Here is a 25,006-nt window from a genome sequence, read left to right as displayed (position 1 = left end):
AACAGCTATTTAGTATCTTATTAAAAATAGTTGAAGTTCCTTTCACATAAGTGAAATTTGACTAATCAGAATTTTCACATAATCGCTTTACAAGGGGATTGGCGTCAAGTCAATCCCCTAGTTATTTGGAGTGTAGGGTGTGGGGTGTAGGGAGCGGCGGTTCGGCCCTTCGGCTGCGATCAGGACAGGCTTCGCTCACCGACCGGGGAGCGGGGGAGCAGAGGAGCAGAGGAGAACAACAAACAACCAACAACCAACAATCAACAACCAAAGAATCCCTACCCAACAACCAACAACCAAAGAATCCCTACCCAACAAATAACAAACAACAAATAACAAATAACAAATAAAACAAAAATAATTTCTACTTCCTTCCCAAATCTGAATTATCTCAGGGTAATATTGTTGTTTGACCCATATAAGCTTTGACAATGGCAGAAACGCTCTTTTTTAACGCACTTCGGGAAGCTATTGATGAAGAAATGGCTCGTGACCCCTCAGTGTATGTTCTCGGTGAAGATGTGGGTCACTACGGTGGCTCCTACAAAGTGACGAAAGACCTCTACAAAAAATATGGCGATCTGCGAGTGCTGGACACGCCGATCGCGGAAAATAGTTTTACAGGGATGGCAGTAGGATCCGCCCTCACAGGGTTGCGTCCCATAGTAGAAGGCATGAACATGGGCTTTTTACTGCTGGCATTTAACCAAATTGCCAACAACGCGGGGATGTTACGCTACACTTCCGGTGGAAACTATAAAATTCCGATGGTGATTCGTGGCCCAGGTGGAGTCGGCAGACAGTTGGGGGCAGAACATTCCCAGCGTCTTGAGGCGTATTTCCAAGCGGTGCCCGGTCTAAAAATTGTGGCTTGTTCGACCCCTTACAATGGCAAAGGGTTACTGAAAAGTGCCATCCGTGATGATAACCCCGTCCTATTCTTTGAGCACGTGCTGCTTTACAACCTAAAAGAAAAGCTGCCAACGGAAGAATATCTGCTACCTCTGGATAAAGCAGAAATGGTTCATAAAGGGGCTGATGTGACAATTTTGACCTACTCTCGGATGCGTCATCATGTCATGCAAGCGGTGCCAACGCTGATTAAAGAAGGAATACAACCAGAAGTTATCGATCTAATTTCTTTGAAGCCTTTGGACATGGAAACCATTGGCAACTCGATCCGCAAAACCCATCGGGTGATTATTGTGGAAGAGTGCATGAAAACTGGAGGCATTGCCGCCGAATTAATTGCATCCATTAACGATCACTTTTTTGATGAGTTAGATGCCCCAGTGGTGCGGTTGTCCTCTGTGGACGTGCCGACTCCTTATAATGGCACTCTGGAAAGACTGACCATCGTGCAACCCCCGCAAATTGTTGAAGCTGTTAGAAAAATGGTTGGTTTGCAGGTTTAATCCAGGTAAAACAATGCAGGTAAAACTATGCAAAAGCAGCGTTCTTTATTACTGTTAATTTTGGTTCTGGTCATCGCTGCTGTGACGGTGCTGGTACAAGATCCCATCCGGTTGGGATTGGATCTCCAAGGGGGTGCCCAGCTAACTATCCAGTTGCGACCTTCCGAAGATATCCCCGAAATTACCGTCAGAGAAACCGAAGCGGTTCTCAGTGTCGTGAGAAACCGGGTAGATGCTTTGGGTGTTTCCGAACCCCTCGTGCAAACTATCGGCACGGATCAAATCTTGGTGCAGTTGCCTGGAGTCAGCGATCCCGCCCAAGCGGAACGGGTACTCGGTGGTACTGCCCAGCTAGACTTTCGTGAGGAAACTCGCAATCCTGAAGTCAACGCTCAACTTGAGGTCAGACAGCAAGAGTTACAGCAATTATTGCTAGACCAGGTTGTAGCGAGTCAGAGTGCTTCGGAGGAGGAAAAGCAACTCTTAGAAGCAAAAGTTAAAGAAAAGCAAGCACAGGTTGATGAGTTAATCGATCAACTGTTTCAACGCACAGGTCTAACCGGGAAAAACCTGAAAAATGCCGATCCACAACCAACGAATCAGTCGGGTAGTTGGGGTGTTGGCATTCGGTTTGATGCGGAAGGTGGCAAGCTGTTTGCGGAACTGACCAAAAATATCGCGGGAACAGGTAGGCGCCTGGGCATTTTCCTAGACGATCGCCTCCTGAGTGCCCCCGTGGTTGATGCCCAATACGCAGAAACCGGGATTTCCGGGGGGGCAGCGGAAATTAGCGGTAATTTTACCGTGGAAACGGCCAATGACCTAGCGGTGCAGTTGCGCGGTGGGGCTTTACCCGTGCCGGTGGAAATTGTCGAAAACCGGACCGTGGGCGCAACCCTGGGTCGAGATAGTATCCAAAGCAGTATTTATGCTGGTGTGGTTGGCTTGTTGTTGGTCTTGGTTTTTATGGTGGTTTATTATCGCCTGCCTGGGTTAATTGCCGATATCGCTTTGATGATTTATGCCCTGCTGACTTTGGCCAGTTTTGCTTTACTCGAAGTCACCCTGACCTTACCGGGAATTGCGGGATTTATCCTCAGTATTGGCATGGCGGTGGATGCGAATGTGCTGATTTTTGAGCGGACTAGAGAAGAATTGCGAGCCGGTAAAAGCTTGTATCGTTCGGTAGAGTCTGGATTCTACCGCGCTTTTTCTAGTATTTTGGATAGCAATGTGACCACCCTGATTGCCTGCGGGGCACTATTTTGGTTAGGGGCAGGTTTGGTGAAAGGTTTTGCGTTGACTCTCGCGATCGGGGTGGCGGTGAGTATGTTTACGGCCATTACTTGCAGTCGTACCCTGATGTTTACGGCCATTACCTTTAATGAATTACGCAAACCAGAATTGTTCTGCCCGAACTTGTCCTCTGTAACAAAATATGAAGCCGAGATGCAGTGATGAAATTAAATGTGATTAAACGGCGAACCTTGTGGTGGTTCATTTCCGGAACCGCCATCATTATTGGTTTGCTTTCAATGCTGATTTCGTGGCAACAAATTGGGGCCCCTTTGCGCCCTAGTTTGGATTTTGTCGGTGGGACGCGGTTGCAGCTAGAACTCGACTGTCGTCAACCGGGTTCTTGCGATCGCCCCATTGAACTCGGCACAGTGCGACAAGTCATGGATGCTCAAGGATTAGCCAATAGCAGCATTCAAATTCTCGGCGAACAAAAACGCGCCATATCGATTAGAACATCTGATTTGAATGTGGATCAACGCACCGAGTTAGAAGCGGCCTTAAGCCAAGCTTTGGGAAAATTTGATCCCCAGAAAACTCAGATTGATACCGTTGGCCCGACCATTGGAAAACAACTGTTTGCCTCTGGAATTTTGGCCCTCCTATTGTCCTTGTTTGGGATTATTGTCTATCTAAGTATTCGCTTTCAGTTCGATTATGCCTTTTTTGCGATCGTTGCTCTGATCCATGATGTTTTGGTCACGGTCGGGGGGTTCTCGCTTTTGGGCTTAGTCGCTGGTGTCGAAGTCGATAGTCTATTTATTGTGGCGCTGTTGACGATTATCGGTTTTTCGGTGAATGATACGGTGGTGATTTACGATCGCATCCGGGAAATTTTAAAAGAAAAACCGCAGCAAGATATCAATAAAAGTGTCAACGATGCGGTGAATCAAACTTTGACGCGATCGATTAACACTAGCTTAACCACAACTTTGCCATTGTTGGCGATTTTCTGGTTTGGGGGTGAAACCCTGAAATATTTTGCCCTGGCACTGATTATTGGGTTTATTGCTGGTGCTTATTCTAGTATTTTTGTTGCCAGTACCATGCTGGCTTGGTGGCGCGAGACGCGTTCGCGAAGCGGCGCGGATGCGCGTTCGCGAAGCGGCGCGGATGCGCGTTCGCATCAACCCATGACCGCATCTGCCGAAGGCTTATCAACCTCCGACTCGTCCCTTGACTCCAATGAGTCTGATTTTTAAGTCTAAAAAAACTCGATATTTTCGGAGGAATTGACTCCCCTTTCTTCCTAGCGAGAGAAAGGGGAATCCAGAACCCAGGTGCCTAGAGATGCTCAAGGTGGCGATTCCCTCACCCTCCGCAAGCGGATCGCGCCGCGCTACTGCGAGTGAATCGTATTCTCAGGCCGTAACCCACCGCCCCTACTTCTTTTGTTCTCAAAAAAAGCTCATGCCACCCGCCGATCCAAATGAATTAGAAACAACCAATCTACAAGCCGCCCAAGACTCAACCTTTGCCACCCAGGTAGAAAAGTTGCATCGTCTGACAGTTTATGGACGTTGGGCTTTAGTGAGCGTGATTTGGTTGTTTGTGGGGCTGCCTAGTTTATGGGCTTTGCGATCGGATATTGGGCTAATGTTGGCAAAATTTACCTGGGCAAGTTTACGCTATACCCTCAGTTTGTACTATTCTCCTTTACCGACGATGGGATTATTTTTGTGCATTGGCATGACCACATCGGTATTAGTTTGGCAAAGTCGCAATATCCTGTTTGGTATGCCTCCCGCTGAAAGAAATCGTCTGGAAAAACAGGTTTTACGCATTCGGCAACAAGGGGAATCTCATCCCCTGTGGAAATGGATTTGTAAATAGTTATTTGGGATTGTTTCTGAAGTCATAAAATAATTAAATCTTGAAATATTGAACTCCTTTTTACGTTATACCAATTTTTAAAATTATTGGTAAAATTATATTTATTCCAATTAAAGTTAATACAATTATAGCAATTTTCAGAGTTATGAAGTAAAAAAAACTATCATTCCCGCGCAGGCGGGAATCCAGAAAAAGTATTTCATCCAATAAAACCCGCTATATTTATTAGGGGCGCAATGCTTGCGCCCCTAGGCAGTTTTAATGAGAAACGGTGTCAACAGTATAAAAATTGAGATTACAAGCCATTTCTATCAATTACTTCTAATTCATTGTAGCCTGTTTCTTGATCGAAACTTCTGATAAATTTCAAGTCTTCACTGCTGCCAATGATAATTTCAGCAGTGGTGTAAATAATGCAACCATTCATCAGATGACCGCCAATAATTTTCCCACTGGCATCAGCAACAGCTAGATGAAGATGCAGCCCATTGGGTGACAAAGTTCCCACCAAAGATATAATCTCAAATAGACTTTTAAAAGCTTGACCATAAGGATGACCGGCAAACCGAATTGTCACCTGCTGAAAACTTCCCACTGCTGTCAAAATAAAACCGGATTTCAGATGAGTTTTGTTCACAAAATCGGTTAAACTTTTTTTTAAATCTTCATTCGGTTTTAACCGCAAAGCAAACACTTTCATACGACGTAATCCAACAACCCTAAGAAAATATTAAACGCTATTCTACAAAAGTTTATGATAGAAGATGATTTTAGTCTCCAAAATTTGCTAGAACATATATAACCTATCATAATAAATAATGATGAAATCCTTACAAAGAGATCGACGTTATCGGGTTGCCCTTTTTACGTCCTTCTGCGTAGCTTGTGCATCTTGTGTTGCAGCCTCTTCCACTGGCTCAACCATAGCACAGAGCAGAGTATGGACAACCCATGAAGGCAAGCAGGCACCAAAAAACGTGATTCTGTTGATCGGTGATGGCATGGGGCCAGAACAAGTGAAAGCAGCGGGAATGTACGCTCATGGCACCCCAGGGAAGCTTTCGTTTGAGCAATTTCCCCATCAAGGAGAAGTGACGACTTACTCGGCAAATAACTCAATTACCGATTCGGCAGCGGGCGGTACAGCGATCGCTACTGGGGTAAAAGTGAACAATGGGGTGATTAGCATGGCCATTCCTGGGGATGGTCAACCCCTGAAAACAGTGCTAGAAAAATACCAAGCAGCGGGGAAAAGCGCTGGGTTAGTCACGACTACGGAAATGACTCATGCCACTCCAGCGGCTTTTGCTGCTCATCAACAAGGTCGCAGTCAACAAGCGGAAATCGCCCAACAATATCTCAATACCACCCGTCCAGAGGTACTCTTTGGCGGCGGGGGTGCGGGGATGTCCCCGAAAGCCGCCAAGTCTGCGGGTTATACGGTGGTGATAAACCGGCAACAGATGCAGGCTTTAGACACGGAAACGGTGACGCGGGTTTCTGGACAATTTGGCCAAGGTCATTTGCCTTATGAGTCTGACGGAGTTGGTGATTTACCCCATTTGCGAGAGATGGCCAAAACCGCCTTGAATATTTTGGATAATGACCCGGATGGTTTATTTCTGATGATCGAAGGGGGACGGATCGATCATGCGGGGCATGAGAATCACCTGCAACGAAATGTGATGGAAACTTTGCAGTTCGCCGAGACGGTGGCGGAAGTGTTCAAATGGGCAGAAAATAACCCGGATACGCTGATTATTGTCACCGCTGACCACGAAACTGGCGGGTTAAAAGTGTTAAAAAATAATGGTCAAGGTCAATTTCCCCAGGTTTCTTGGTCTAGTCACGATCACACAGGAGCGAATGTGGGGATTTATGGTTGGGGTCCTAATAGCGATCAAGTTTCTGGCACTATGGAGAATACAGATGTCTTTTATCTATTGCTGGGTCAGCAATATGTTACTGGGGATTAGAAGCGATCGCCCGCAATAGTCGCCCGCAATAGTCGCCCACAATATTCGCCCGCAATATTCGCCCGCAATAGTCGCCCACAATATTCGCCCACAATAGTAGAGTTGAAAAACCGGTTTTTTTACCCAAAAAAAGCAAGTTTTTTTAAAATAATTAGGGTTAAAATCCGGTTTTTAATTACTTAAAAACGGATCACTGAATCTCTATTTTTCATTGTTGATCGAAATCACGGAACCTCATATGATATGTTTAAAAAACAAAATTATTATCAAATTTTGGGAGTTAGCAAGACTGCCACTCTCGAAGAAATTAAAAAAGCTTATCGGCGGCTGGCTGTCCAATATCATCCTGATGTAAATCCCTCTGACGAAACCGGAGATTTTTTTAAGGAAATTACCCGAATTTATGATATTTTGAGGAATCCCTTGGAGCGGGAAAAGTATGACCAAGAGTTAGCCCAAGCATCCTTAAACGAAGTAGAGTTTACCAGCAAAGTCTCTGAACCAGACGTTGAAGTTAATTTAAAAGATAAGCAAGCTGTAAATTTTTATCAACAAGGCTTAAAAAAAAGCCAGAAATTAAATTATCAAGAGGCGATCGCGGATTATACGGAAGCCTTAAAATTAAATCCAGAATTAGTCGAGGCTTATTATCAACGCGGGTTTGCCCAATCCCAACTGAGCAATCACCGTGAGGCATTCGCTGATTATACGGAAGCGTTACACCGCAATGATCAAATACCCGAAATTTATTATTATCGCGGATTAACTCGGTTTAAATTGGCGAATATTACCGGAGCGTTGGAAGATTTAAACCAAGCGATCGCGATGAATCCTCATTATGCAGCAGCTTATTATCATCGGGGCTTAGTTTACCAGGAAATTGCCGAAAAGAAAGCGGCAAAAGTAAACTTGAAGCAAGCGGCTAAAGAATTTTTGACCCAAGGCGATCGCTTTCACTATCGGCAGACCTTAAATGCCTTAGAAAATCTGCAAAAAACTTTAACCATCATTGACAAAACCCCACCCCCATTCAGGTTACTTTTGCAAATCCTCAAAACTTGGCGGGCTTTTGCTTTCAATCCCATTGAGGGGTTATTTCCGGCGTTTATTAAGTTGGGAAATCGACAAGCGATCGCCGTGGGGATTGGCTTTGCTCTCATCTTTAATCTATGCTTTGTATTGGGCATGGTATTGGGCATGGCTACGGTTTGGCAGAAGATTTTCCCGTTCACCAATTTACCGATATCGACTTTAATCATTATCGGCTTCTTCCCGGTTTTGAGTTTAACCGGGGCTAGTGGTTTAATGCGGATAATTTTTCAAGGGAATGGCAGTTTTTCTGGGGATTTATTTATCTCCACTGCCAGTTTATTGCCCTTGGGTTTATGGGTGTTATGGGGGGGGTTAATCCAAAATGGGATGGCGATCGCCATTCTGGGAATCTTTGCCACCAACTATACAATCCTCACCCTTTATACTGGCTGCCATGAAATTTCTCTTATGTCTAGCAGCAAATCCGTTTTTACTACACCGATTCTATTATTTCTCGGTTTGCTGCCATTGATGTTGATTGCCTAAGCGGATTTTGCCGATGATTTTCCTGGATTATTGACAGAAAAATCAACCTATGGCTTGTTAATTATTACTTATCAGTTATTGTTTATTGATTATTGGTGATTAAATATTAGTGATGGGCGGTAGCGATGGGCCGTAGTAATGGGCGGTTCAGAAATAGATGACAGGAACACAAATCACAAATTTATCCAGCCCGTTATCCGGGATTCGTTAACCGGATTTGGGAGCTAATCGATTTGTGGATCGGCAGGGAATTAGCGGACTTGATGTTCAAGCTGATAGGGGAGAGGGACTCCAGATACCGAACAGGATTTAGAACCCCGCTGTTCTCCGCTAGGCGTACTTAAAATTGCATCAAGTAACCTGGTTTCGTATAATGAAAAATAAGTAATTATACCGAATATTTAGGAATAATTAACCATTTTTAGGGCTAAAACTTCCGTATTTTTACGGAGGTTTTTTTTGAATAAAATCTCATAAATTTCTGATATCATAGAAAACAGTGAAAAACGAGATAGCCTCGATAGTCTTGCAGAAATCAAGAATTACTGTAGGGTGGCGATTGTCCGTGGGAAATTTTTTTTGATAAATAAGTATATTATCTTAAAATAAAAATAAAATGGAAAGATATGTGATATGTATTCTGATGAGATGAACCTAATCCCTACGGCTCCCGTTGATTTTAAGTCTGGTTTTATCGCGATCATTGGCAGACCTAATGTGGGCAAGTCAACGATTATGAACTATCTTGTGGGGCAAAAAATTGCGATTACTTCTCCGATCGCCCAGACGACCCGCAACCGTTTGCGGGGGATTTTAACCACCCCAGAATTCCAAATAATTTTTGTGGATACGCCGGGAATTCATAAGCCGCATCATGAGTTGGGGAAAGTTTTGGTAAAAAATGCCCAAAATGCCATTAAGTCGGTGGATATTGTGCTGTTTGTGGTGGATTCTTCCGTGGAATGTGGAGGAGGCGATCGCTTTATTGCGGAGTTTCTCAGTCAAACCAAAACTCCAGTCATCCTCGGATTAAATAAACAAGACCAGCAACCAGAAGACCCTCAGAAAATTGCCCTGTTAGATCGGACTTATCAAGAAATGGCTAAGTTGAATAAATGGGCAATGGTGAAGTTTTCGGCGGTGACTGGTAATGGTCTTGATGATTTATTATCCTTGCTTAAAGAAAAGCTGCCCAATGGTCCCTATTATTACCCCCCTGATTTGGTGACAGATCAGCCGGAACGATTTATTATGGGTGAATTAATTCGCGAGCAAATTTTGCATCTCACTCGTGAAGAGATTCCTCATTCGGTGGCGGTGGGAATTGACCAAGTGGAAGAATCTCCCGAAATTACTCGTGTTTTAGCCACCATTTATGTAGAGCGAGATTCCCAAAAAGGAATTCTGATTGGCAGAAAAGGAGCTATGCTCAAAGAAGTGGGCATCGCTGCCCGGGAACAAATGCAAAAATTAATTAATGGCAAAGTTTATCTGGAGATGTTTGTCAAAGTCCAACCAAAGTGGCGACAATCTCGGCATTTTTTGACAGATTTTGGTTATCGAATTGAGCGGGATTAGTTAAAATGTTATTGGTTATTGGTTATTAGTTGTTGGGTGTTGGTTGTTAGTTATTGGTTATTAGTTATTTGAAGGATGGCAATCCCATAACGAGTAACCAATAACCAATAACAGTAAAGATAAAAACCAAAGCATAAAAACCAAAGCAAATCTTACATTTCCGAGACAATATCAGAGTTCGTTTTATTCTAAGTAACGTAAACTAGCCGATAGATTTTTACGAGGATAAGTCATGGCGCGTCTAGCACTGCTGAGTACATCAGATAAAACTGGCTTAATCGAGTTTGCCCGTCAATTAGTTCAAGACTTTGAATTTGACTTGATCAGCAGTGGCGGAACCGCAAAAGCCTTAAAAGATGCCGGTTTACCCGTGACCAAAGTGGCAGACTATACCGGGTCTCCAGAAATTTTGGGGGGTCGGGTGAAAACGTTGCATCCCCGGATTCACGGGGGAATTTTGGCGAGACGCGATTTGCCAGAAGATATCGCCGATTTACAGAATAACGATATTCGCCCGATTGATTTGGTGGTGGTAAATCTTTATCCGTTTGAGCAAACGATCGCCAAACCGGATGTATCTTATGCCGATGCCATTGAAAATATTGATATTGGGGGGCCAACCCTGTTGCGGGCTGCGGCCAAAAATCACGCTCATTTGACGGTACTTTGCGAACCAGACCAATATGAGGGGTATTTACAGGAAATGCGGAAAAATCAGGGAGAAGTCTCTCTAGCTTTCCGCCAAGTCTGTGCCCAAAAAGCGTTCTGGCATACGGCAACTTATGACCAGGCGATCGCAACTTACCTGGTTAATCAACCATTGGTTGCTTCTTTGGAAGATAACCCTCTGCCCCCTCGGTTTGGCATGGCCGGTCAACAAAAACAGGCATTGCGTTATGGGGAAAACCCCCATCAAACGGCGGCATGGTATCAAGTCGGATTAACGCCTACGGGATGGGCAGCAGCAAAACAACTGCAAGGGAAAGAACTTAGTTATAACAATTTGGTGGATTTGGAAGCCGCCCGACGGATTATTTGTGAGTTTATCGATCCGGAATATCCTCCGGCTGCGGCCATTTTGAAGCATACTAATCCCTGCGGCGTGGCGTTTGGTAATACCTTGGTTGAAGCTTACGAAAAAGCTTTAGCTGCGGATCCGATTTCCGCTTTTGGTGGCATTGTGGCGGTGAACCGGCCTCTGGATGCAGCGACGGCAACGGAGATGAAAAAGCTATTTTTAGAATGTATTGTTGCCCCAAGTTGTGAGCCGGAAGCGGAAGAATTGCTCCAGAAGAAATCTAAGTTACGAGTGCTGACTTTGCCGGATTTAATCAGTGGTCCAAAGCAAGTGATTAAGGCGATCGCGGGTGGTTTTCTGGTGCAAAATACCGATGATGCGGTGGAAAATCCCAGCGAGTGGCAAGTGGTGACGAAAAAGCAACCTACCGAGGATCAGTTGCAAGAGTTGCTGTTTGCTTGGAAGGTGGTGAAGCACGTTAAATCTAATGCTATTGTCGTGACTCGCGATCGCACTACCTTGGGAGTGGGCGCCGGTCAAATGAACCGGGTCGGGGCGGCGAAAATTGCCCTGGAACAAGCGGGAGAAAAAGCCAAAGGTGCGGTGCTCTCTAGTGATGCCTTTTTCCCCTTTGATGATTCGGTACGGACCGCAGTGGCTGCGGGAATTGAGGCGATCGTCCAACCCGGTGGCAGTCTCCGCGACCAAGACTCTATTGATGCTGCTGATGAATTGGGCATCGTCATGGTCTTTACCGGAATGCGTCACTTCTTACATTAAATCAGCTATCCTCCTGTTAGTCTTCTGTGCTCTTTGTGTCTGAGGTGGTTCATTTTCCCCACTTCAGACACAGAGGACACAGATATTTTTTGAGTAAAAATATGTTTGAAGAACAACCAAAAACCCTGCAACAAAAAGTTAAGTTACTCGCCACTGAAGCGTTACAGAAATCCGAGCATTCCGCTTGGTTTGATGTGTTATATTCCCAAGCAAATAAGGATGCCAGTCAAGTTCCTTGGGCTAAGTTAACCGCTCATCCTTATTTACAAGATTGGCTGAATGACCAAATTATTCAGGGTCAAGGAAAGTCGGCATTAGTGATTGGTTGTGGCTTAGGAGATGATGCAGAAACTTTGGCAGACCTGGGGTTTCAGGTGACGGCTTTTGATATTTCCCCCACAGCGATCGCCTGGGCAAAGGAACGATTTCCTAATTCCCCAGTTAACTATGTGGTAGCGGATTTATTGGCTTTAAATCCCGATTGGCAGGGGAAATTTGATTTCGTATTTGAATGTCGCAATATCCAAGCATTGCCCTTGAATATTCGCGAAAAAGTTATTAATGCGATCACGCCTTTAGTCGCTCCTGGTGGCACTTTATTAGTGATTACTAGAATTCGTGACTTTGATGCCCAACCCGATGGCCCGCCTTGGCCATTATCAGAAACAGAATTAGCCCAGTTTCAGAAATTTGGCTTATCAGAAATTAGCCGTCATACATTCATTGAAAGCGAACATCATCAGGTGGAACAGGTCAGAATTGAATATAAGTTAAATGTTGAAAGTTAAATTTTTATTTTCTCATTCAAGCAGGACAAGTCATTGCCTTGTCCTTTTTTTTGCCTGGGTTCAATATATCAATATCTAGGGTTTTCATATTTGATGTACAAAAAGCGATCGGTTCTCTGGAAGCTTAGAAATTTATCATATTTCTGATTTAGGGGATCGCTTGTTTTTTACTTTTCCTGGTTTACAGTTAATCATCAGTTGTTTTGATTGACATAAAAATATATTATTATCATTTTTTTCAATATCAATGAATAATGAATAATGAATTAAATTATAAAAATTAAAATTTTCAAAAAAATGTTATTATTTTATTAGGAAAAACCTAAATTATTCCCTAAATAAAAATATGACTAAAACAGCCGATATTGGGAGTAAAAGATTAATTAGCCTAGAACCAGAAAAATGGGTGAAATGGCTCACGTCATTTGCTGATGTACAAGTCCGAGAAATTGTGAACTCGGATTTCCAATGGATTAGCCGAGAAGGAGACGTATTAGTCCGCGCTTATAGCCCCGAATGTGGGGAATTCTTGCTAGTAAATGAGTTACAATTATATTACACAGGAAAAATGCCCCGGCGAATCAGAGCTTATGTTGCCTTGGCAGAAGAAAAGTATCAACTACCTGTATATCCAGTATTGGTAAATATTCTTCAAAGTAGTTATGCCAATATTCCCCAGGGTTACTTTTCCGAATTTGCCGGTTTACAAGCGCGTCAAGACTATCGAGTAATTAACCTGTGGGAAGTGAATGCGGAAATAGTTTTTGAGCGATCGCTGACCGCACTTTTGCCCTTTGTTCCCGTTTTAAAAGGAGGTGGAGAAAAATCAACCGTACAACGAGCTTTGCGATTGTTACGTAATGACGAAAAACTCAGCGACCTGGAAACTCTTTTGGCGTTTTTTGCTACCTTTGTTTTAGAAAGTAGCGTTGTGCAACAAATAATGAGGTGGGATATGGCAGTATTACAAAAATCTCCCTGGTATCAAGAAATTTTGAATCAAGGAGTTCAACAAGGACGAGAAGAAGGACTTTTATCCGCGATCGCCCTGGGATTAGAATTAAAATTTGGGGAAACCGCATTAGAACTGATGCCCGCAGTTTCTCAAATTAAAAATGTGGAACGCTTGACGGAACTGAAGGACGCAATTAAAACCGTCAATAGTCTGGCAGAATTCCAGCGAATGATTTAATATTTATTGCCGGTTATTGGTTATTACTTATTTCGGGCAAACAGCCAATAATAAATAACCAATAACGAACAGGGAACAGGGAACAGGGAACGGGGAACAAGCAACAGGCAATATTCCCCGTTCCCTGATAACTGTTACCCGTTCTCCTTTTCACTTTCCCCAATCAAAGAATCCCTACCCAAAGAATCCCTGCCCAACAACAAATAACCAACAACTAACAACGGTAGGGGTCGATGGGAGCTTCACAACTCCCACCTCCCATTCAGAACGGAGCGTGCCACTTTCGCGGCACTCCGCTCCTAGCTGCGCTTGCTAAACCAATAGCATCCTAATGGGGAAGTCGTTAAACGTTCCCGTTTGGCATAGCGTTCATCCTTTGTCCCTTTAAAATCACACCATGTCGTAAGCGACTGGTTTTGTGCGTCCTTTGGACTTACTAATAATCGCTAACTTCACAGCCGTGGCACGTCTGCATATCCACTGGCAAAACCGGCGGAAAAGAGCTTTCTTGCCACATCCCATTCCCAATATTTCATCCGCTTACACACTATCGCTACTTACCATTACTGGTAAGAGAAATATGGGTTTACTTCGTTCCCTAGTGGTGGTTGAATGCGCTTTTAGGGTCTTCCCTGTCCCCCTAGGTATTTCTGGGATTCCTTTGTGACTGACCTGTTAAATTCGTCACCTTTCCCTATGCCATTTTGGACGCAGCGTAACAAGCAGTTTCGCTACTTTTGTTTGGAGAGGGTTCAAGCCGGGAATTCGCTCTCGCTGCCCATGAGCGCTTGACTTGCTGATTTTTCCCATCTGCTTAGGGATGATCAGCTTTCCTACCCGCTTCACGAGTAAAGATAGTGAATCTTTACCGTGGGGTGAGGTGTCTATGACCTCGGAGGAAAAACCCTCCGGGAATCTTTGTCTACAGGACTATCCTGTACACCCCCAGAGTTATGTAGGTCAGAACCTACACCAGACGCAGGTTTTGGGTTTTATCCCTAGACTTTCCGCCTGAACGAATCGCACTAACAACTAACAACTAAAAAGGGTAAATTAATGGTGCGATCGCCACCGTAACGATGCCAAGTAAGACATCCATAGGCAAGCCAATCAGCAGAAAATCAGTAAACTTATATCCTCCAGGCCCGTAAACCATCATATTAGTTTGATAACCAACCGGGGTAGCAAAACCCGCAGAAGCCCCAATCATAACTGAAATGACAAACGGCATGAAATCAACGCCTAAGTTTTGAGCAATGGAGATAGAAATCGGAAACATAATCGCGGCAGCAGCATTGTTAGTAATAATTTCTGTAATTACGACTGTGAGGGTATAAACGACCGCTAATACTACCCAAGGATTATCCCCAGCGATGCTAATACAAGTAGAGGCGATCGCCTGTGCTGCACCCGTATTCTCCAGGGCGTCACCAATTCCCAAAGCAGCGCCAATTACCAGCAATACCGACCATTCAATACTCTGTAATGAACGATTGGGTGAACAGCAACCTGTCACCAACATCGCGATTGCCGCACCAATTGATACATTCAACATACTTACCCAATTAAAGCCAGCAACGATAACCATTACTGCTAAAATCGCGATCGCCCAAGGAGCTTTCTCATGGCGCAACGGTTCAGAATCAGGAATACTACTCACTAAATAAAAATCTTTGGAAGCTCGCTGTTTTTCCAAAAACATCGGATGAGCTTCTAATAACAAATTATCTCCTGGTTCGAGAACAATATCCCCAATTTTGCCTAACAATCTTTTACCATTTCTGGCCACTGCCAAAACTACCGCATTATAGCGACTTCTGAACTGTCCTTCACGAATGGTTTTATTCACCAATGGACAAGTATTAGAAACCACCGCCTCAATCATGCACCGTTCAGTCCGGGGACTATTCAGCTTAAACACTTGATCCGTTGCCGGTTGCAGTCCACGCATCTGATGCAAATCAAGCACCGACTCGACGATCCCAACAAATACCAGTTGGTCATTTTCGCGCAACACTTCCTTGGGACTGACTGCCGGTAATACTTGATTCCCCCGGACAATTTCTGCCAGGTACAATCCCGGTAGATGGCGGAGTCCTGCATCTTCAACGTTTTTTCCGGCCAGGGGACTCTGTGGTGATACCACCATTTCTATCGTGTACTGACGCAGTTCATCAGTGTTGCCCAGCACAGGTTTACGGATGGGTAATAGCCACCCTTGAGTCAAATAAAGAAATGCGGTTCCTGCCACCGCACAGGGCAGCCCCACCCCAGTAATATCAAACATCCCTAAGCCTGGATGATCGGTGTTGGCAATCAATAATCCATTCACCACCAGGTTGGTGCTGGTGCCAATCAAAGTGCAGATACCGCCGAAAATCGCGGCATAACTCACTGGAATCATTAATTTAGATGGGCTGATGCTGATTTTGCGGCACCAATCTTTCACCACTGGGATAAACATCGCCACCACAGGAGTATTATTCAGAAAAGCGCTCAACCCGATAATGGGTGGCATTAAGCGCAGTAGCGCCGCTTTTTCTCCTTTGGGCAACCCCAGCACCCGCTGAGAAATCCAGCCCAAGGCTCCAGTTTGCTGAAGTCCAGTGACGACCATATAGAGGACGCCAACTGTAACCATCCCCTCGTTGCTAAATCCAGCTAGGGCACTTTTTGTATCCAAAATCCCGCTGAGTAATAACACCGATAAAGCCCCAAGAAAGACAATTTCTGCCGGTAATGAGGTAAACCCATTCAACAGTAGGGCCACTAGAGTCACTGCCATACTCACCCATGCTTGCCACCCAAGAGTCGCCAGTTGGGAGTTTACCCAGACATCCCAAAAGGCGATTATGATCGCCACCGTGGTACTTAGTAGCATTAGTAAAAACCATTGCTTTTTATTATTTTTCTTTGGAATCAACCAATCTCGTAAAAATTGCGAGGTTCGCATCATAGAGAAACTTCCTTAAAACTGAGCCAACTATCCTGAGTTGTATTCTAATCTCAGTCGCAAAAAAAAGATCGATTTCACAAAAAATAAAAAAAATATTCAAAAAAAATTACAAACGTATATTGTTTGGATAAAAATTAGTTTGATGTAATTTAAAATATTTAATAATATTAAATATTTTAAATTACTGTTTTTTTTGTTTGTGATAATAAGCTAATTTTATCTTTTTATTATATAATAATATGCTAATCTGTAATTGACTGATTCATTGATTTGCTTGGTCAAAAACATAGCAAGATTGATTCTATAGGCTTTACTTAAAATCATCAACATAACATAACAAATGGGTTTCAGTACAGACCACTGTTATTGTGCAATCCAGCGAGCCAATTTAGACGATTCAGAAAAATCAGAAAAAACTGTGAATTATTATGGTTTGAAATATTATAAAGCGATATATATAAAGCGACATGAAGTTTTGGCGATCGCTACCAAAAATAAAGCCTACAGGTAATGGTAGTTAAATCGTCAGCCCATAAGCTTATAGTCAGCCGTAAGCAGTTAGCTGATAGCTGATAGGTGATAGCTTTTAAGCTTAGATTATTTCCTGCTGCCATGATAATAAATCATACCATATGATTGCCAGATGACGCAGTTAATGAGTAAGCGATCGCCCCTGAAAAAGAAACCGGGTTTCTATGATAATTTATGGAAACAGAGATTTTCTCAAGAAACCCGGTTTCTGGGTGTTCTGGTGCCAATTAATTTAGGTTTTGAGCGTGCGATCGGCCATCTCACTTAACACCTCATCCATCCAAGCATTAATACTTTTGCCAGCTTTTTTAGCCGCAATAAAAATTTTCCGGTGGGTTTCTGGACTCGTGCGATAGGGCAACTTTCCAGAAAACGGTCGTCCGGGTTCTCGTCCTAACTTTTGGCAAAATTCTAGATAGTCATCAACCGAATTTTGGAATTCTTGACGAGCTTCTTCAACGGTTTTACCCTGAAATGTGATGACATCATTAATATCCAGGACTGTGCCAAATAGAATATCTGCTTCGGCATCGACTTCAACTTGACCTGTGTAACCTTTGTAAGTGAACATAGTAAATCAATATTTTTGATGAAAGTGTCTGTAATCAAAACTGGAAAAATATAAATTGCTCCATAACCCAAAAACCAAAGCCACTAGAAAAATCATTTGATTTAATGATATCATATTATAATTTTATTGACAATAAAATTGGAGTAAGTGATATGACAAAGCAAAATGGCTGGGAATTTTGGATCGATCGCGGCGGCACATTTACCGATATTGTTGCCAAACGTCCCGACGGAAAATTAGTGATTCATAAAGTGTTATCGGAAAATCCCGATTAGTTGGCGATCGCCAAAGCAACCAATATCTATGTGACAAGTCGGCGATCGCTGTTTTCGATGCGATATAATTTAGACGATTCAGCAAAAACTGTGAATTATCCTTTTAACTCTTATGAAGCGAGACGAAGTATTGGCGATCGTTGCCAAACATCAAGGCGAATTACAGGCAATGGGAGTTAAATCTTTAGCCTTATTTGGTTCCGTGGCTAGAGATGAAGCAAAACCGGATAGTGATGTGGATTTTTTAGTGGAATTTGACGATCGCCCCATTGGATTGTTTGACGTGAGTCGAGTCCGTTTGTATTTAGAAGATGTTTTAGGTTGTTCGGTGGATATGGGAAGTCCAGACTCGCTGAAGCCATACTTGCGCGATCGCGTTTTAAAGGAGGCGATTTGTGCCTTCTAGAGAATCCATCGATAGAATTCGTGATATTTTAGCTGCAATTAAGCGAATAGAAAAGCGCACAGCAGAGGTAAACTTTTCCGAATTTGAAGCTAATGATACCATTGCCAATGCTTGTCTCTATGACTTCATGATCATTGGTGAAGCGGCTATCAATATTGACACCGAACTCAAGACCTACTATTCTCAGATTCCCTGGCGCTTAATGGGGGATATGCGTAACGTGATTGCACATGAATACTTCCAAGTTGAACTAGATATTGTTTGGCATACCATCCAAAATTATTTACCTCCTTTGATTCCGCAATTAGAAGCAATATTGCAGCAGGAAGGAGTTATTGAGTAAGCGATTCGCGCAGCGATCCGATCGAAGCGGAATCGTCCCTGAAAAGAAACCGGGTTTTTGCCATCAATGCCTGGATCAAAACAGAGGTTTAATTCAGAAATCCGGTTTTTGGTTTTATTTTCTGGATCGTTCTGGTAGCCATGAGTTTAAACCCGTGACTACCATTATTTGTAAAATTTGCTAGTATTTTTGACATATTCTCTCTAAGGACAAAAAATGATGAGTAATATTTCTACCAATCAAAATCCCTGGGAATTCTGGATCGATCGCGGCGGCACATTTACCGATATTGTTGCCAAACGTCCCGACGGACAATTAGTGATTCATAAAGTGTTATCGGAAAATCCCGATCGCTATAGTGACGCCCCTTGTCAGGGAATTCGAGAAATTTTGGGCATTCCCACAGATGAACCCATCCCTGGGGAATTGATTTCCGCAGTAAAAATGGGCACTACCGTGGCAACAAATGCCCTATTAGAACGGAAAGGCGATCGCACGGTTTTAGTCATTACTAAAGGATTTCGAGATGCCTTGCGAATTGGTTATCAAAATCGCCCGGATATTTTTGCGCGGGAAATTGTTCTGCCAGAAATGCTTTATGAACAAGCGATCGAAGTCGCCGAACGCTACAATGCCCACGGGGAAGAATTGCAACCCGTAAATGAAGCGCCATTAATTGCCCAATTGCAGCAAGCATATCACAGCGGCATTCGTTCTTGCGCGATCGCATTAATGCATGGCTATCGCTATCCGAAACACGAACAGCAAATTGCCGAAATTGCCCGCAAAATTGGCTTTAATCAAATTTCCGTTTCCCACCAAGTTAGCCCCTTAATGAAATTAGTTAGCCGGGGAGATACTACCGTAGTCGATGCCTATCTTTCTCCTATTTTACGCCGCTATGTCGATCGCGTTGCCGGACAACTTTCCGACAACCAATCGAAACATTCCGCCCCAACATTAATGTTTATGCAATCAAATGGTGGGTTAACAGATGCCCAAAAATTTCAAGGCAAAGATAGCATATTATCTGGGCCTGCGGGGGGCATTGTTGGGGCAGTTCAAACCAGTAAAATGGCCGGTTTTGATAAAATTATCACCTTTGACATGGGGGGAACATCCACAGACGTAGCCCATTATAACGGCGAATACGAACGAGAATTTGAAACAGAAATTGCTGGGGTTCGCCTCCGAACTCCCATGATGTCAATTAATACCGTCGCTGCCGGTGGGGGTTCAATTTTATTTTTTGATGGGTCACGATATCGGGTTGGGCCAGAGTCAGCCGGGGCAAATCCTGGACCTGCTTGTTATCGCCAAAATGGGCCATTAACTGTCACCGATTGTAATGTCATGTTAGGCAAAATTCAGCCGCAATTTTTCCCTAAAGTATTTGGCAAAAATGGTGATTTACCTTTAGATGGGGAAATTGTCCGGCAAAAATTTCATCAATTAACTACAGAAATTAACGCGAAAACTGGTAGCAATTCCACCCCGGAACAAGTAGCCGCCGGATTTTTAGCGATCGCGGTGGAAAATATGGCCAATGCCATCAAAAAAATATCCTTACAACGGGGTTATGACGTTTCTGAATATACCCTCTGTTGTTTTGGCGGCGCCGGGGGACAACACGCTTGCCAAATTGCCGAAACTTTAGGCATGAAACAAGTATTTATCCATCCTTATGCTGGAGTTTTATCGGCTTTCGGCATGGGATTAGCGGATGTTCGCGTGATTCAGCAACGGGCAATTGAAGCCCCATTATCCCCAGAATTATTATCAAAATTGCAGCAAATATTCACTGAATTAGCTGCAAAAGGTAAACAAGAAATCGCCAATAACGATATCAGTGATTTAACAGAAAATCAAGATTGCCAAGTTTTCCCCAAAGTCCAGCTAAAATATCAGGGAACGGATTCATCCTTGATTGTAGATTTTACCGAAAATGTGGCCACTATGCAAGCCGAATTTGCAGCCGCGCACCAGCAACGTTATGGCTTTATTCAACCAGAAAAAGCCCTAATTGTTGAGGCTGTTTCTGTGGAAGTGGTGCAAATTATGGATAGTCCCGAAGACCCCATAATTTATCGTCACAGTCCCGAACCTCCCTCACCCATTGCCACGGTACAAATGTATGTAGGCGATCGCTGGCAAGAAACTCCCGTTTTTCAGCGGGATAATTTACAACCGGGAGATATAATTACCGGCCCTGGGATTATTATTGAAGCAACGGGAACGAATGCGATCGCGCCCAATTGGCAGGCCAAAATCACCGAGAAAAATCATTTAATTCTCACCAAACAAACAGCAATTTCCTCCTCTCCCGTTTCCCCAAAAACAACCCATATCACCGCCAAACCAGACCCGGTAATGTTGGAAATTTTCAACAACTTATTTCGGGCGATCGCGGAACAAATGGGCATCACCTTGCAAAACACCGCCTCCTCCGTCAACATCAAAGAACGCCTCGACTTTTCTTGTGCCATATTCGATCAAAACGGACAATTAGTAGCCAACGCCCCTCATATTCCCGTCCATCTTGGGTCAATGAGTGAAAGCGTTCAAGCCCTAATCAAAGACAAAAACAACACCCTACAACCGGGGGATGTTTATATTTCCAATAACCCCTACAATGGCGGCACCCATTTACCTGACATCACCGTCATCACCCCTGTATTTCTAACCGAATCATCCCAAAAATCCGCTGCCCCATCCGGTGCGCCCATCTTCTACCTTGCCTCTCGTGGACACCATGCAGACATTGGCGGAATTACTCCCGGTTCCATGCCTCCTAACAGTACCTCCGTAGAACAAGAAGGCATATTATTTGACAATTTCCAGTTAGTTTCTCGCGGTAAATTCCAAGAAAACGAACTACTGGAAAAACTCAACTCCAGCCCCTATCCTGCCCGCAACCCAGCCCAAAATATCGCCGACTTGCAAGCGCAAATTGCCGCCAACAAACGGGGGATTCAAGAAATAGAAAACATGGTCAACCATTTCGGCTTAGAAACCGTCCAAGCCTATATGGGATATGTGCAGAACAATGCCGAAGAATCGGTTCGCCGAGTGATTAACGTTCTCAAAGATGGGGAATTTACCTATCTTATGGATGCAGGAGGAACCATCCAGGTAAAAGTCACTTTAGACAAAACCACCCGCAGCGCCAAAATCGACTTTACCGGCACATCTCCCCAACAAAATAGCAATTTTAACGCCCCGGCTGCGGTATGTAAAGCGGCGGTTCTCTATGTATTTCGTACCCTAGTTGATGACAATATACCCCTCAATGCTGGTTGCATGAAACCATTAGAAATTATCATTCCCGAAGGCTGTATGCTAAACCCCCAATATCCCGCTGCGGTAGTTGCCGGAAATGTCGAGACATCCCAGGCGATCGTGGATGCTTTATATGGGGCATTAGGAGTGATGGCCGCATCCCAAGGAACCATGAATAACTTCACTTTTGGTAATAAAAAATATCAATATTATGAAACCATTTGTGGCGGTTCTGGGGCTGGGCAAACCTTCAATGGAACTGATGCAGTGCATACGCACATGACCAACTCTCGGTTAACCGATCCAGAAGTTTTAGAATGGCGTTTTCCCGTCATATTAGAAAGTTTTGCCATTCGGGAAAATAGTGGCGGTAAAGGACAATATCGCGGGGGCAATGGGGTGATTCGTTGCCTGCGTTTCCAAGAACAAATGACCGCCGGTATTTTATCGAATCATCGGCTTATTTCTCCCTTTGGGTTAAATGGTGGCAGTGACGGGGCTTTGGGTAAAAATTATGTCCAACGTCGCGATGGAACTGTGGAACAATTAGACAGTACCGGGGCAGTAGAAATGTATCCGGGAGATATGTTTATTATTGAAACTCCTGGGGGCGGTGGCTATGGCCATGATTTGATTGAGGAATCATAAACATTGAGAACATTGGGCAAAGCATTCGCGGATTAGTCCTAACGCTTAACCGATAGGTTTGGGCGCGAATGCTTTGCCCCTACAAGATATAATGGGCTATAATCCAATTATTCATAAACAGTGAATGACCATGAAAATTCAGCGAATTGAAATTCAGAATTTCCGAGGATTCGATCATTTTACCTGCGATTTAACTGACCCCTGTTTAATTGTGGGAAATAAAGGCAGTGGCAAAACTAGCCTAATGGAAGCATTGGCGATCGCTGCTGGTTCCCTGTTTTTAGGGTTTAGCGATATTCCATATCGTAATATTCATAAAGAAGATGTGCGGAAGTGTCCGGTAGTAATTTCATGTCAAGGGATAGTGAATGGACAAGGAATTAGTTGGAAGCGAACTATAGAAAAGGAAAACGGCAGAACTACTTCGGTTCATGCTAAAGAAATAGAAAAAATTGCCCAGCAACTTCAGCAAGGAATTCGCAAGGGAGAAGATATTATTCTACCAATAGTTGCTTATTATAGTGCAAAGCGATGGCCGAGCAAAAAATTGAAAGCTATTGAAGCGAATAAGCCAAAGTCAGTTATTTTAGGTAATTTGAATTGGTTTAATCCGACAAAAAATTATAAACAACTCTGGGAATGGTTCAAAATCATGGAATTAATAGCCAGACAAGAGGGACAACCCTGGGAGGTCTTTATGGCAGTGAAAGAAGCGATCGCCGACTGTTCGGAAAATATAAAAGATGTTGTTTACGATCTACGGCAAGAGGAATTACTTTTAAAACTAGAAAATCAAGAAATAAATTTTTGTGATTTGGATAAGCAAAATCGCAATTTATATAATTTATTAGGAATGGTCGCGGATATTGCTTATCGCTGCGCTGTCCTAAATCCTCAGTTATACGAACAAGCAACCAAACAAACCCCTGGAGTGGTATTAATCGATGACTTAGAATTGCATCTAGATTCAGAATTGGAAAAAAATATAATGAACAAGCTTCGGCAGATATTTCCCATGATACAATTTATTGGGACAACCCAATCACCGCTGATTACCATAGAACCCCAGCAAATTGTCAACCTTAAATCATTATAGTCTCTAGCAGTCATCAAAGGTCAAATTTAGCCTTGTTTAAGGATTGGAGAAAACTATGAAAATTAACCGAATCATACTTGAGAACTTTAGATGCTTTGAAAACGAGGAGTTTGAACTCTCATCGCCTTATACTTTAATTATTGGGAATAATGGTAAAGGGAAGACAGCGATTTTGGATGCGATCGCTGTTGGGATTAGTGCTTTACTATCAGAGGTTAGTGAATCAGGTTCTTTGCTTTTCTTAAAAGATAATGACGTGCGTCTCGCATCATATAAAAAAGGTAGAAACATTGACATTCAGCCTCAATATCCGGCTTCAGTAAGCTGTGAAGGAATTTTTGCAGAACAAGAAATTACCTGGACGCAATCTTTAGTCCGCAGCAATCTTAAGGTTAAGATAGATAAGACAATAGAAGATTTATCTAAAAAGCTGAAGGAAATCGCGTTTAATGGTCAAACTGACCTTTTACCTCTCATCATTTATTATGGAACAGATCGTCTCTGGATTCCCAACCAAAATCAAACAAAGGAAAATCAAGATGAGAATAATTCCGTAAAAGAATCCCGAACTAAAGGCTATGAGAATTGTTTCGATACTGACTTAAATATAACCTGGTTAACTGATTGGCTGAGAAAGAAAGAAGAAAAAGCCTTAAAATCAGCGCGGAGTGATGCACTAGAAGTCGTGACCAGTGCTCTTGCTGACTGTATGGAAGATGAAGACTGGCAGACGATTACTTATGATTCGATGAAAAATGAGGTTTTGGCTGAGGCAAAAGATGGGCGTTTACTGCCCCTGCGACTCCTGAGTGATGGGGTGCGGAATATGTTCGCAATGGTTGCGGATATGGCTTATCGGGCGGCCATGTTGAATCCTCACTTAGGCAAGAATGCGGCTAAAGAAACACCGGGCATTGTATTAATTGATGAAATTGATTTACACCTGCATCCTAGTTGGCAGCGCGGTGTGGTGGAAGCATTACATCGTACCTTCCCAAATATTCAGTTTATCGCTACTACTCATTCACCATTTATTATCCAGTCTCTCCGTCGTGAATTAGGAAAATTAATTAGTTTAGATGCTCAAGAAACAATCGATTATGATAAGTATGACAATCAATCCATTACAGATATTGTTAAAAATGTGATGGGTATTGAAGTACCGCAACAAAGCGATCGCGATCCAAAAATGAAGGCTACTGCGGAGGAATATATTCCATATAGCGACAATCCTGCTTATGAAGCATTTCTTCAACGGAAAAAACTCGTAGACGGTTTTGATACGGAGGCTACAAAATGAAACCTGTTAGGTAAACAAGCGATCGAGCAAACCCCTGAAGTGGTATTAATTGATGACTTAGAATTGCATCTAGATTCAGAATTGGAAAAAAATATAATGAACAAGCTTCGGCAGATATTTCCCATGATACAATTTATTGGGACAACC

Annotated in this window: 19 protein-coding genes and 1 pseudogene; 17 read left to right on the top strand and 3 right to left on the bottom strand. The window is 43.3% G+C overall.

Annotated elements, in window-relative coordinates:
• Positions 1–431 precede the first annotated feature (431 nt).
• The 4 genes from ABWT76_RS02315 (at position 432) to ABWT76_RS02300 (ending at position 4,544) form a co-directional block, all read left to right on the top strand.
• Entirely contained in the window at positions 432–1,415 is a 984-nt protein-coding gene (locus tag ABWT76_RS02315) for an alpha-ketoacid dehydrogenase subunit beta (RefSeq protein ID WP_054468734.1), read from the top strand.
• A gap of 27 nt (positions 1,416–1,442) precedes the next feature.
• Positions 1,443–2,873, top strand: coding sequence for a protein translocase subunit SecD (secD, locus tag ABWT76_RS02310; protein WP_054468736.1), 1,431 nt, complete (start codon positions 1,443–1,445; stop codon positions 2,871–2,873).
• Entirely contained in the window at positions 2,873–3,913 is a 1,041-nt protein-coding gene (secF, locus tag ABWT76_RS02305) for a protein translocase subunit SecF (RefSeq protein ID WP_072160870.1), read from the top strand. The genes secD and secF overlap by 1 nt, the downstream gene beginning before the upstream one ends.
• Before the next feature lie 208 nt (positions 3,914–4,121).
• Positions 4,122–4,544, top strand: coding sequence for a hypothetical protein (locus ABWT76_RS02300; RefSeq protein WP_054468755.1), 423 nt, complete (start codon positions 4,122–4,124; stop codon positions 4,542–4,544).
• Positions 4,545–4,839: 295 nt separating this feature from the next.
• Here ABWT76_RS02300 and ABWT76_RS02295 read toward each other — a convergent pair whose 3' ends face one another.
• The gene (locus tag ABWT76_RS02295) at positions 4,840–5,244 is read right to left on the bottom strand and encodes a PPC domain-containing DNA-binding protein (RefSeq protein ID WP_054468738.1); all 405 of its coding nucleotides are present in this window, start codon (positions 5,242–5,244) and stop codon (positions 4,840–4,842) included.
• A 118-nt stretch (positions 5,245–5,362) separates the two neighbouring features.
• On the opposite strand from ABWT76_RS02295, the gene ABWT76_RS02290 reads away from it, so the two are divergent.
• The 6 genes from ABWT76_RS02290 to ABWT76_RS02265 all read left to right on the top strand — a co-directional run bounded on the left by ABWT76_RS02290 (position 5,363) and on the right by ABWT76_RS02265 (position 13,454).
• The gene (locus ABWT76_RS02290; RefSeq protein WP_231636885.1) at positions 5,363–6,520 is read left to right on the top strand and encodes an alkaline phosphatase; all 1,158 of its coding nucleotides are present in this window, start codon (positions 5,363–5,365) and stop codon (positions 6,518–6,520) included.
• A 243-nt stretch (positions 6,521–6,763) separates the two neighbouring features.
• Complete coding sequence (locus tag ABWT76_RS02285) at positions 6,764–8,098, top strand: J domain-containing protein (protein ID WP_054468740.1); 1,335 nt, start codon at positions 6,764–6,766, stop codon at positions 8,096–8,098.
• 633 nt (positions 8,099–8,731) lie between these two features.
• Complete coding sequence (gene era, locus ABWT76_RS02280) at positions 8,732–9,676, top strand: GTPase Era (RefSeq protein WP_054468742.1); 945 nt, start codon at positions 8,732–8,734, stop codon at positions 9,674–9,676.
• Positions 9,677–9,908: 232 nt separating this feature from the next.
• Positions 9,909–11,474: a bifunctional phosphoribosylaminoimidazolecarboxamide formyltransferase/IMP cyclohydrolase gene (gene purH / locus ABWT76_RS02275; protein WP_354635587.1), complete on the top strand. Its 1,566-nt coding sequence runs from the start codon at positions 9,909–9,911 to the stop codon at positions 11,472–11,474.
• 101 nt (positions 11,475–11,575) lie between these two features.
• Positions 11,576–12,262, top strand: coding sequence for a bifunctional 2-polyprenyl-6-hydroxyphenol methylase/3-demethylubiquinol 3-O-methyltransferase UbiG (locus ABWT76_RS02270; protein WP_054468746.1), 687 nt, complete (start codon positions 11,576–11,578; stop codon positions 12,260–12,262).
• 346 nt (positions 12,263–12,608) lie between these two features.
• Positions 12,609–13,454 (top strand): Rpn family recombination-promoting nuclease/putative transposase, encoded by an 846-nt coding sequence (locus tag ABWT76_RS02265; RefSeq protein ID WP_190879271.1) that lies wholly within the window; start codon positions 12,609–12,611, stop codon positions 13,452–13,454.
• A gap of 1,039 nt (positions 13,455–14,493) precedes the next feature.
• Here the strand turns inward: ABWT76_RS02265 and ABWT76_RS02260 are convergent.
• Complete coding sequence (locus ABWT76_RS02260; RefSeq protein WP_197285438.1) at positions 14,494–16,410, bottom strand: SLC13 family permease; 1,917 nt, start codon at positions 16,408–16,410, stop codon at positions 14,494–14,496.
• A gap of 643 nt (positions 16,411–17,053) precedes the next feature.
• On the opposite strand from ABWT76_RS02260, the gene ABWT76_RS02255 reads away from it, so the two are divergent.
• On the top strand, positions 17,054–17,209 hold the full coding sequence (locus tag ABWT76_RS02255) for a hypothetical protein (RefSeq protein ID WP_354635586.1): 156 nt from the start codon (positions 17,054–17,056) through the stop codon (positions 17,207–17,209).
• On the opposite strand, the gene ABWT76_RS02250 is transcribed toward ABWT76_RS02255, so the two are convergent.
• Positions 17,174–17,512: a type II toxin-antitoxin system HicB family antitoxin gene (locus ABWT76_RS02250; RefSeq protein ID WP_354635585.1), complete on the bottom strand. Its 339-nt coding sequence runs from the start codon at positions 17,510–17,512 to the stop codon at positions 17,174–17,176. The genes ABWT76_RS02255 and ABWT76_RS02250 overlap by 36 nt on opposite strands.
• 152 nt (positions 17,513–17,664) lie before the next feature.
• Here ABWT76_RS02250 and ABWT76_RS02245 point away from each other — a divergent pair.
• From ABWT76_RS02245 to ABWT76_RS02220, 6 genes and pseudogenes are all read left to right on the top strand, one after another.
• A pseudogene (locus tag ABWT76_RS02245) lies at positions 17,665–17,784 on the top strand (hydantoinase/oxoprolinase N-terminal domain-containing protein); the annotation flags it as partial.
• 115 nt (positions 17,785–17,899) lie between these two features.
• Positions 17,900–18,193: a nucleotidyltransferase family protein gene (locus tag ABWT76_RS02240; RefSeq protein WP_054470120.1), complete on the top strand. Its 294-nt coding sequence runs from the start codon at positions 17,900–17,902 to the stop codon at positions 18,191–18,193.
• Positions 18,183–18,536, top strand: a complete 354-nt coding sequence (locus ABWT76_RS02235; RefSeq protein WP_054470119.1) for a DUF86 domain-containing protein — start codon at positions 18,183–18,185, stop codon at positions 18,534–18,536. The genes ABWT76_RS02240 and ABWT76_RS02235 overlap by 11 nt, the downstream gene beginning before the upstream one ends.
• A gap of 219 nt (positions 18,537–18,755) precedes the next feature.
• The gene (locus ABWT76_RS02230) at positions 18,756–22,463 is read left to right on the top strand and encodes a hydantoinase B/oxoprolinase family protein (RefSeq protein WP_354636379.1); all 3,708 of its coding nucleotides are present in this window, start codon (positions 18,756–18,758) and stop codon (positions 22,461–22,463) included.
• 124 nt (positions 22,464–22,587) lie between these two features.
• Positions 22,588–23,559 carry an AAA family ATPase gene (locus ABWT76_RS02225; RefSeq protein ID WP_354635583.1) on the top strand — a complete coding sequence of 324 codons (972 nt, stop codon included), beginning with the start codon at positions 22,588–22,590 and terminating at the stop codon, positions 23,557–23,559.
• Between the two features lie 55 nt (positions 23,560–23,614).
• Complete coding sequence (locus ABWT76_RS02220) at positions 23,615–24,859, top strand: AAA family ATPase (RefSeq protein ID WP_054470115.1); 1,245 nt, start codon at positions 23,615–23,617, stop codon at positions 24,857–24,859.
• Positions 24,860–25,006 lie beyond the last annotated feature (147 nt).

This window comes from Planktothricoides raciborskii GIHE-MW2, from assembly GCF_040564635.1.
In the GTDB taxonomy this organism is placed as follows: Bacteria; Cyanobacteriota; Cyanobacteriia; order Cyanobacteriales; family Laspinemataceae; genus Planktothricoides; species Planktothricoides raciborskii.
Note: the sequence above shows the minus strand (reverse complement) of the source record. Positions and strands in the feature narration are given on the sequence as shown.

What these genes read in the sequence shown, in the direction of transcription:
- ABWT76_RS02315 (WP_054468734.1), top strand. Translation starts at nt 432, where the DNA reads ATGGCAGAAACGCTCTTTTTTAACGCACTTCGGGAAGCTATTGATGAA.
- secD (WP_054468736.1), top strand. Translation starts at nt 1,443, where the DNA reads ATGCAAAAGCAGCGTTCTTTATTACTGTTAATTTTGGTTCTGGTCATC.
- secF (WP_072160870.1), top strand. Translation starts at nt 2,873, where the DNA reads ATGAAATTAAATGTGATTAAACGGCGAACCTTGTGGTGGTTCATTTCC.
- ABWT76_RS02300 (WP_054468755.1), top strand. Translation starts at nt 4,122, where the DNA reads ATGCCACCCGCCGATCCAAATGAATTAGAAACAACCAATCTACAAGCC.
- ABWT76_RS02295 (WP_054468738.1), bottom strand. Translation starts at nt 5,244, where the DNA reads ATGAAAGTGTTTGCTTTGCGGTTAAAACCGAATGAAGATTTAAAAAAA.
- ABWT76_RS02290 (WP_231636885.1), top strand. Translation starts at nt 5,363, where the DNA reads ATGATGAAATCCTTACAAAGAGATCGACGTTATCGGGTTGCCCTTTTT.
- ABWT76_RS02285 (WP_054468740.1), top strand. Translation starts at nt 6,764, where the DNA reads ATGTTTAAAAAACAAAATTATTATCAAATTTTGGGAGTTAGCAAGACT.
- era (WP_054468742.1), top strand. Translation starts at nt 8,732, where the DNA reads ATGTATTCTGATGAGATGAACCTAATCCCTACGGCTCCCGTTGATTTT.
- purH (WP_354635587.1), top strand. Translation starts at nt 9,909, where the DNA reads ATGGCGCGTCTAGCACTGCTGAGTACATCAGATAAAACTGGCTTAATC.
- ABWT76_RS02270 (WP_054468746.1), top strand. Translation starts at nt 11,576, where the DNA reads ATGTTTGAAGAACAACCAAAAACCCTGCAACAAAAAGTTAAGTTACTC.
- ABWT76_RS02265 (WP_190879271.1), top strand. Translation starts at nt 12,609, where the DNA reads ATGACTAAAACAGCCGATATTGGGAGTAAAAGATTAATTAGCCTAGAA.
- ABWT76_RS02260 (WP_197285438.1), bottom strand. Translation starts at nt 16,410, where the DNA reads ATGATGCGAACCTCGCAATTTTTACGAGATTGGTTGATTCCAAAGAAA.
- ABWT76_RS02255 (WP_354635586.1), top strand. Translation starts at nt 17,054, where the DNA reads ATGACGCAGTTAATGAGTAAGCGATCGCCCCTGAAAAAGAAACCGGGT.
- ABWT76_RS02250 (WP_354635585.1), bottom strand. Translation starts at nt 17,512, where the DNA reads ATGTTCACTTACAAAGGTTACACAGGTCAAGTTGAAGTCGATGCCGAA.
- ABWT76_RS02240 (WP_054470120.1), top strand. Translation starts at nt 17,900, where the DNA reads ATGAAGCGAGACGAAGTATTGGCGATCGTTGCCAAACATCAAGGCGAA.
- ABWT76_RS02230 (WP_354636379.1), top strand. Translation starts at nt 18,756, where the DNA reads ATGAGTAATATTTCTACCAATCAAAATCCCTGGGAATTCTGGATCGAT.
- ABWT76_RS02225 (WP_354635583.1), top strand. Translation starts at nt 22,588, where the DNA reads ATGACCATGAAAATTCAGCGAATTGAAATTCAGAATTTCCGAGGATTC.
- ABWT76_RS02220 (WP_054470115.1), top strand. Translation starts at nt 23,615, where the DNA reads ATGAAAATTAACCGAATCATACTTGAGAACTTTAGATGCTTTGAAAAC.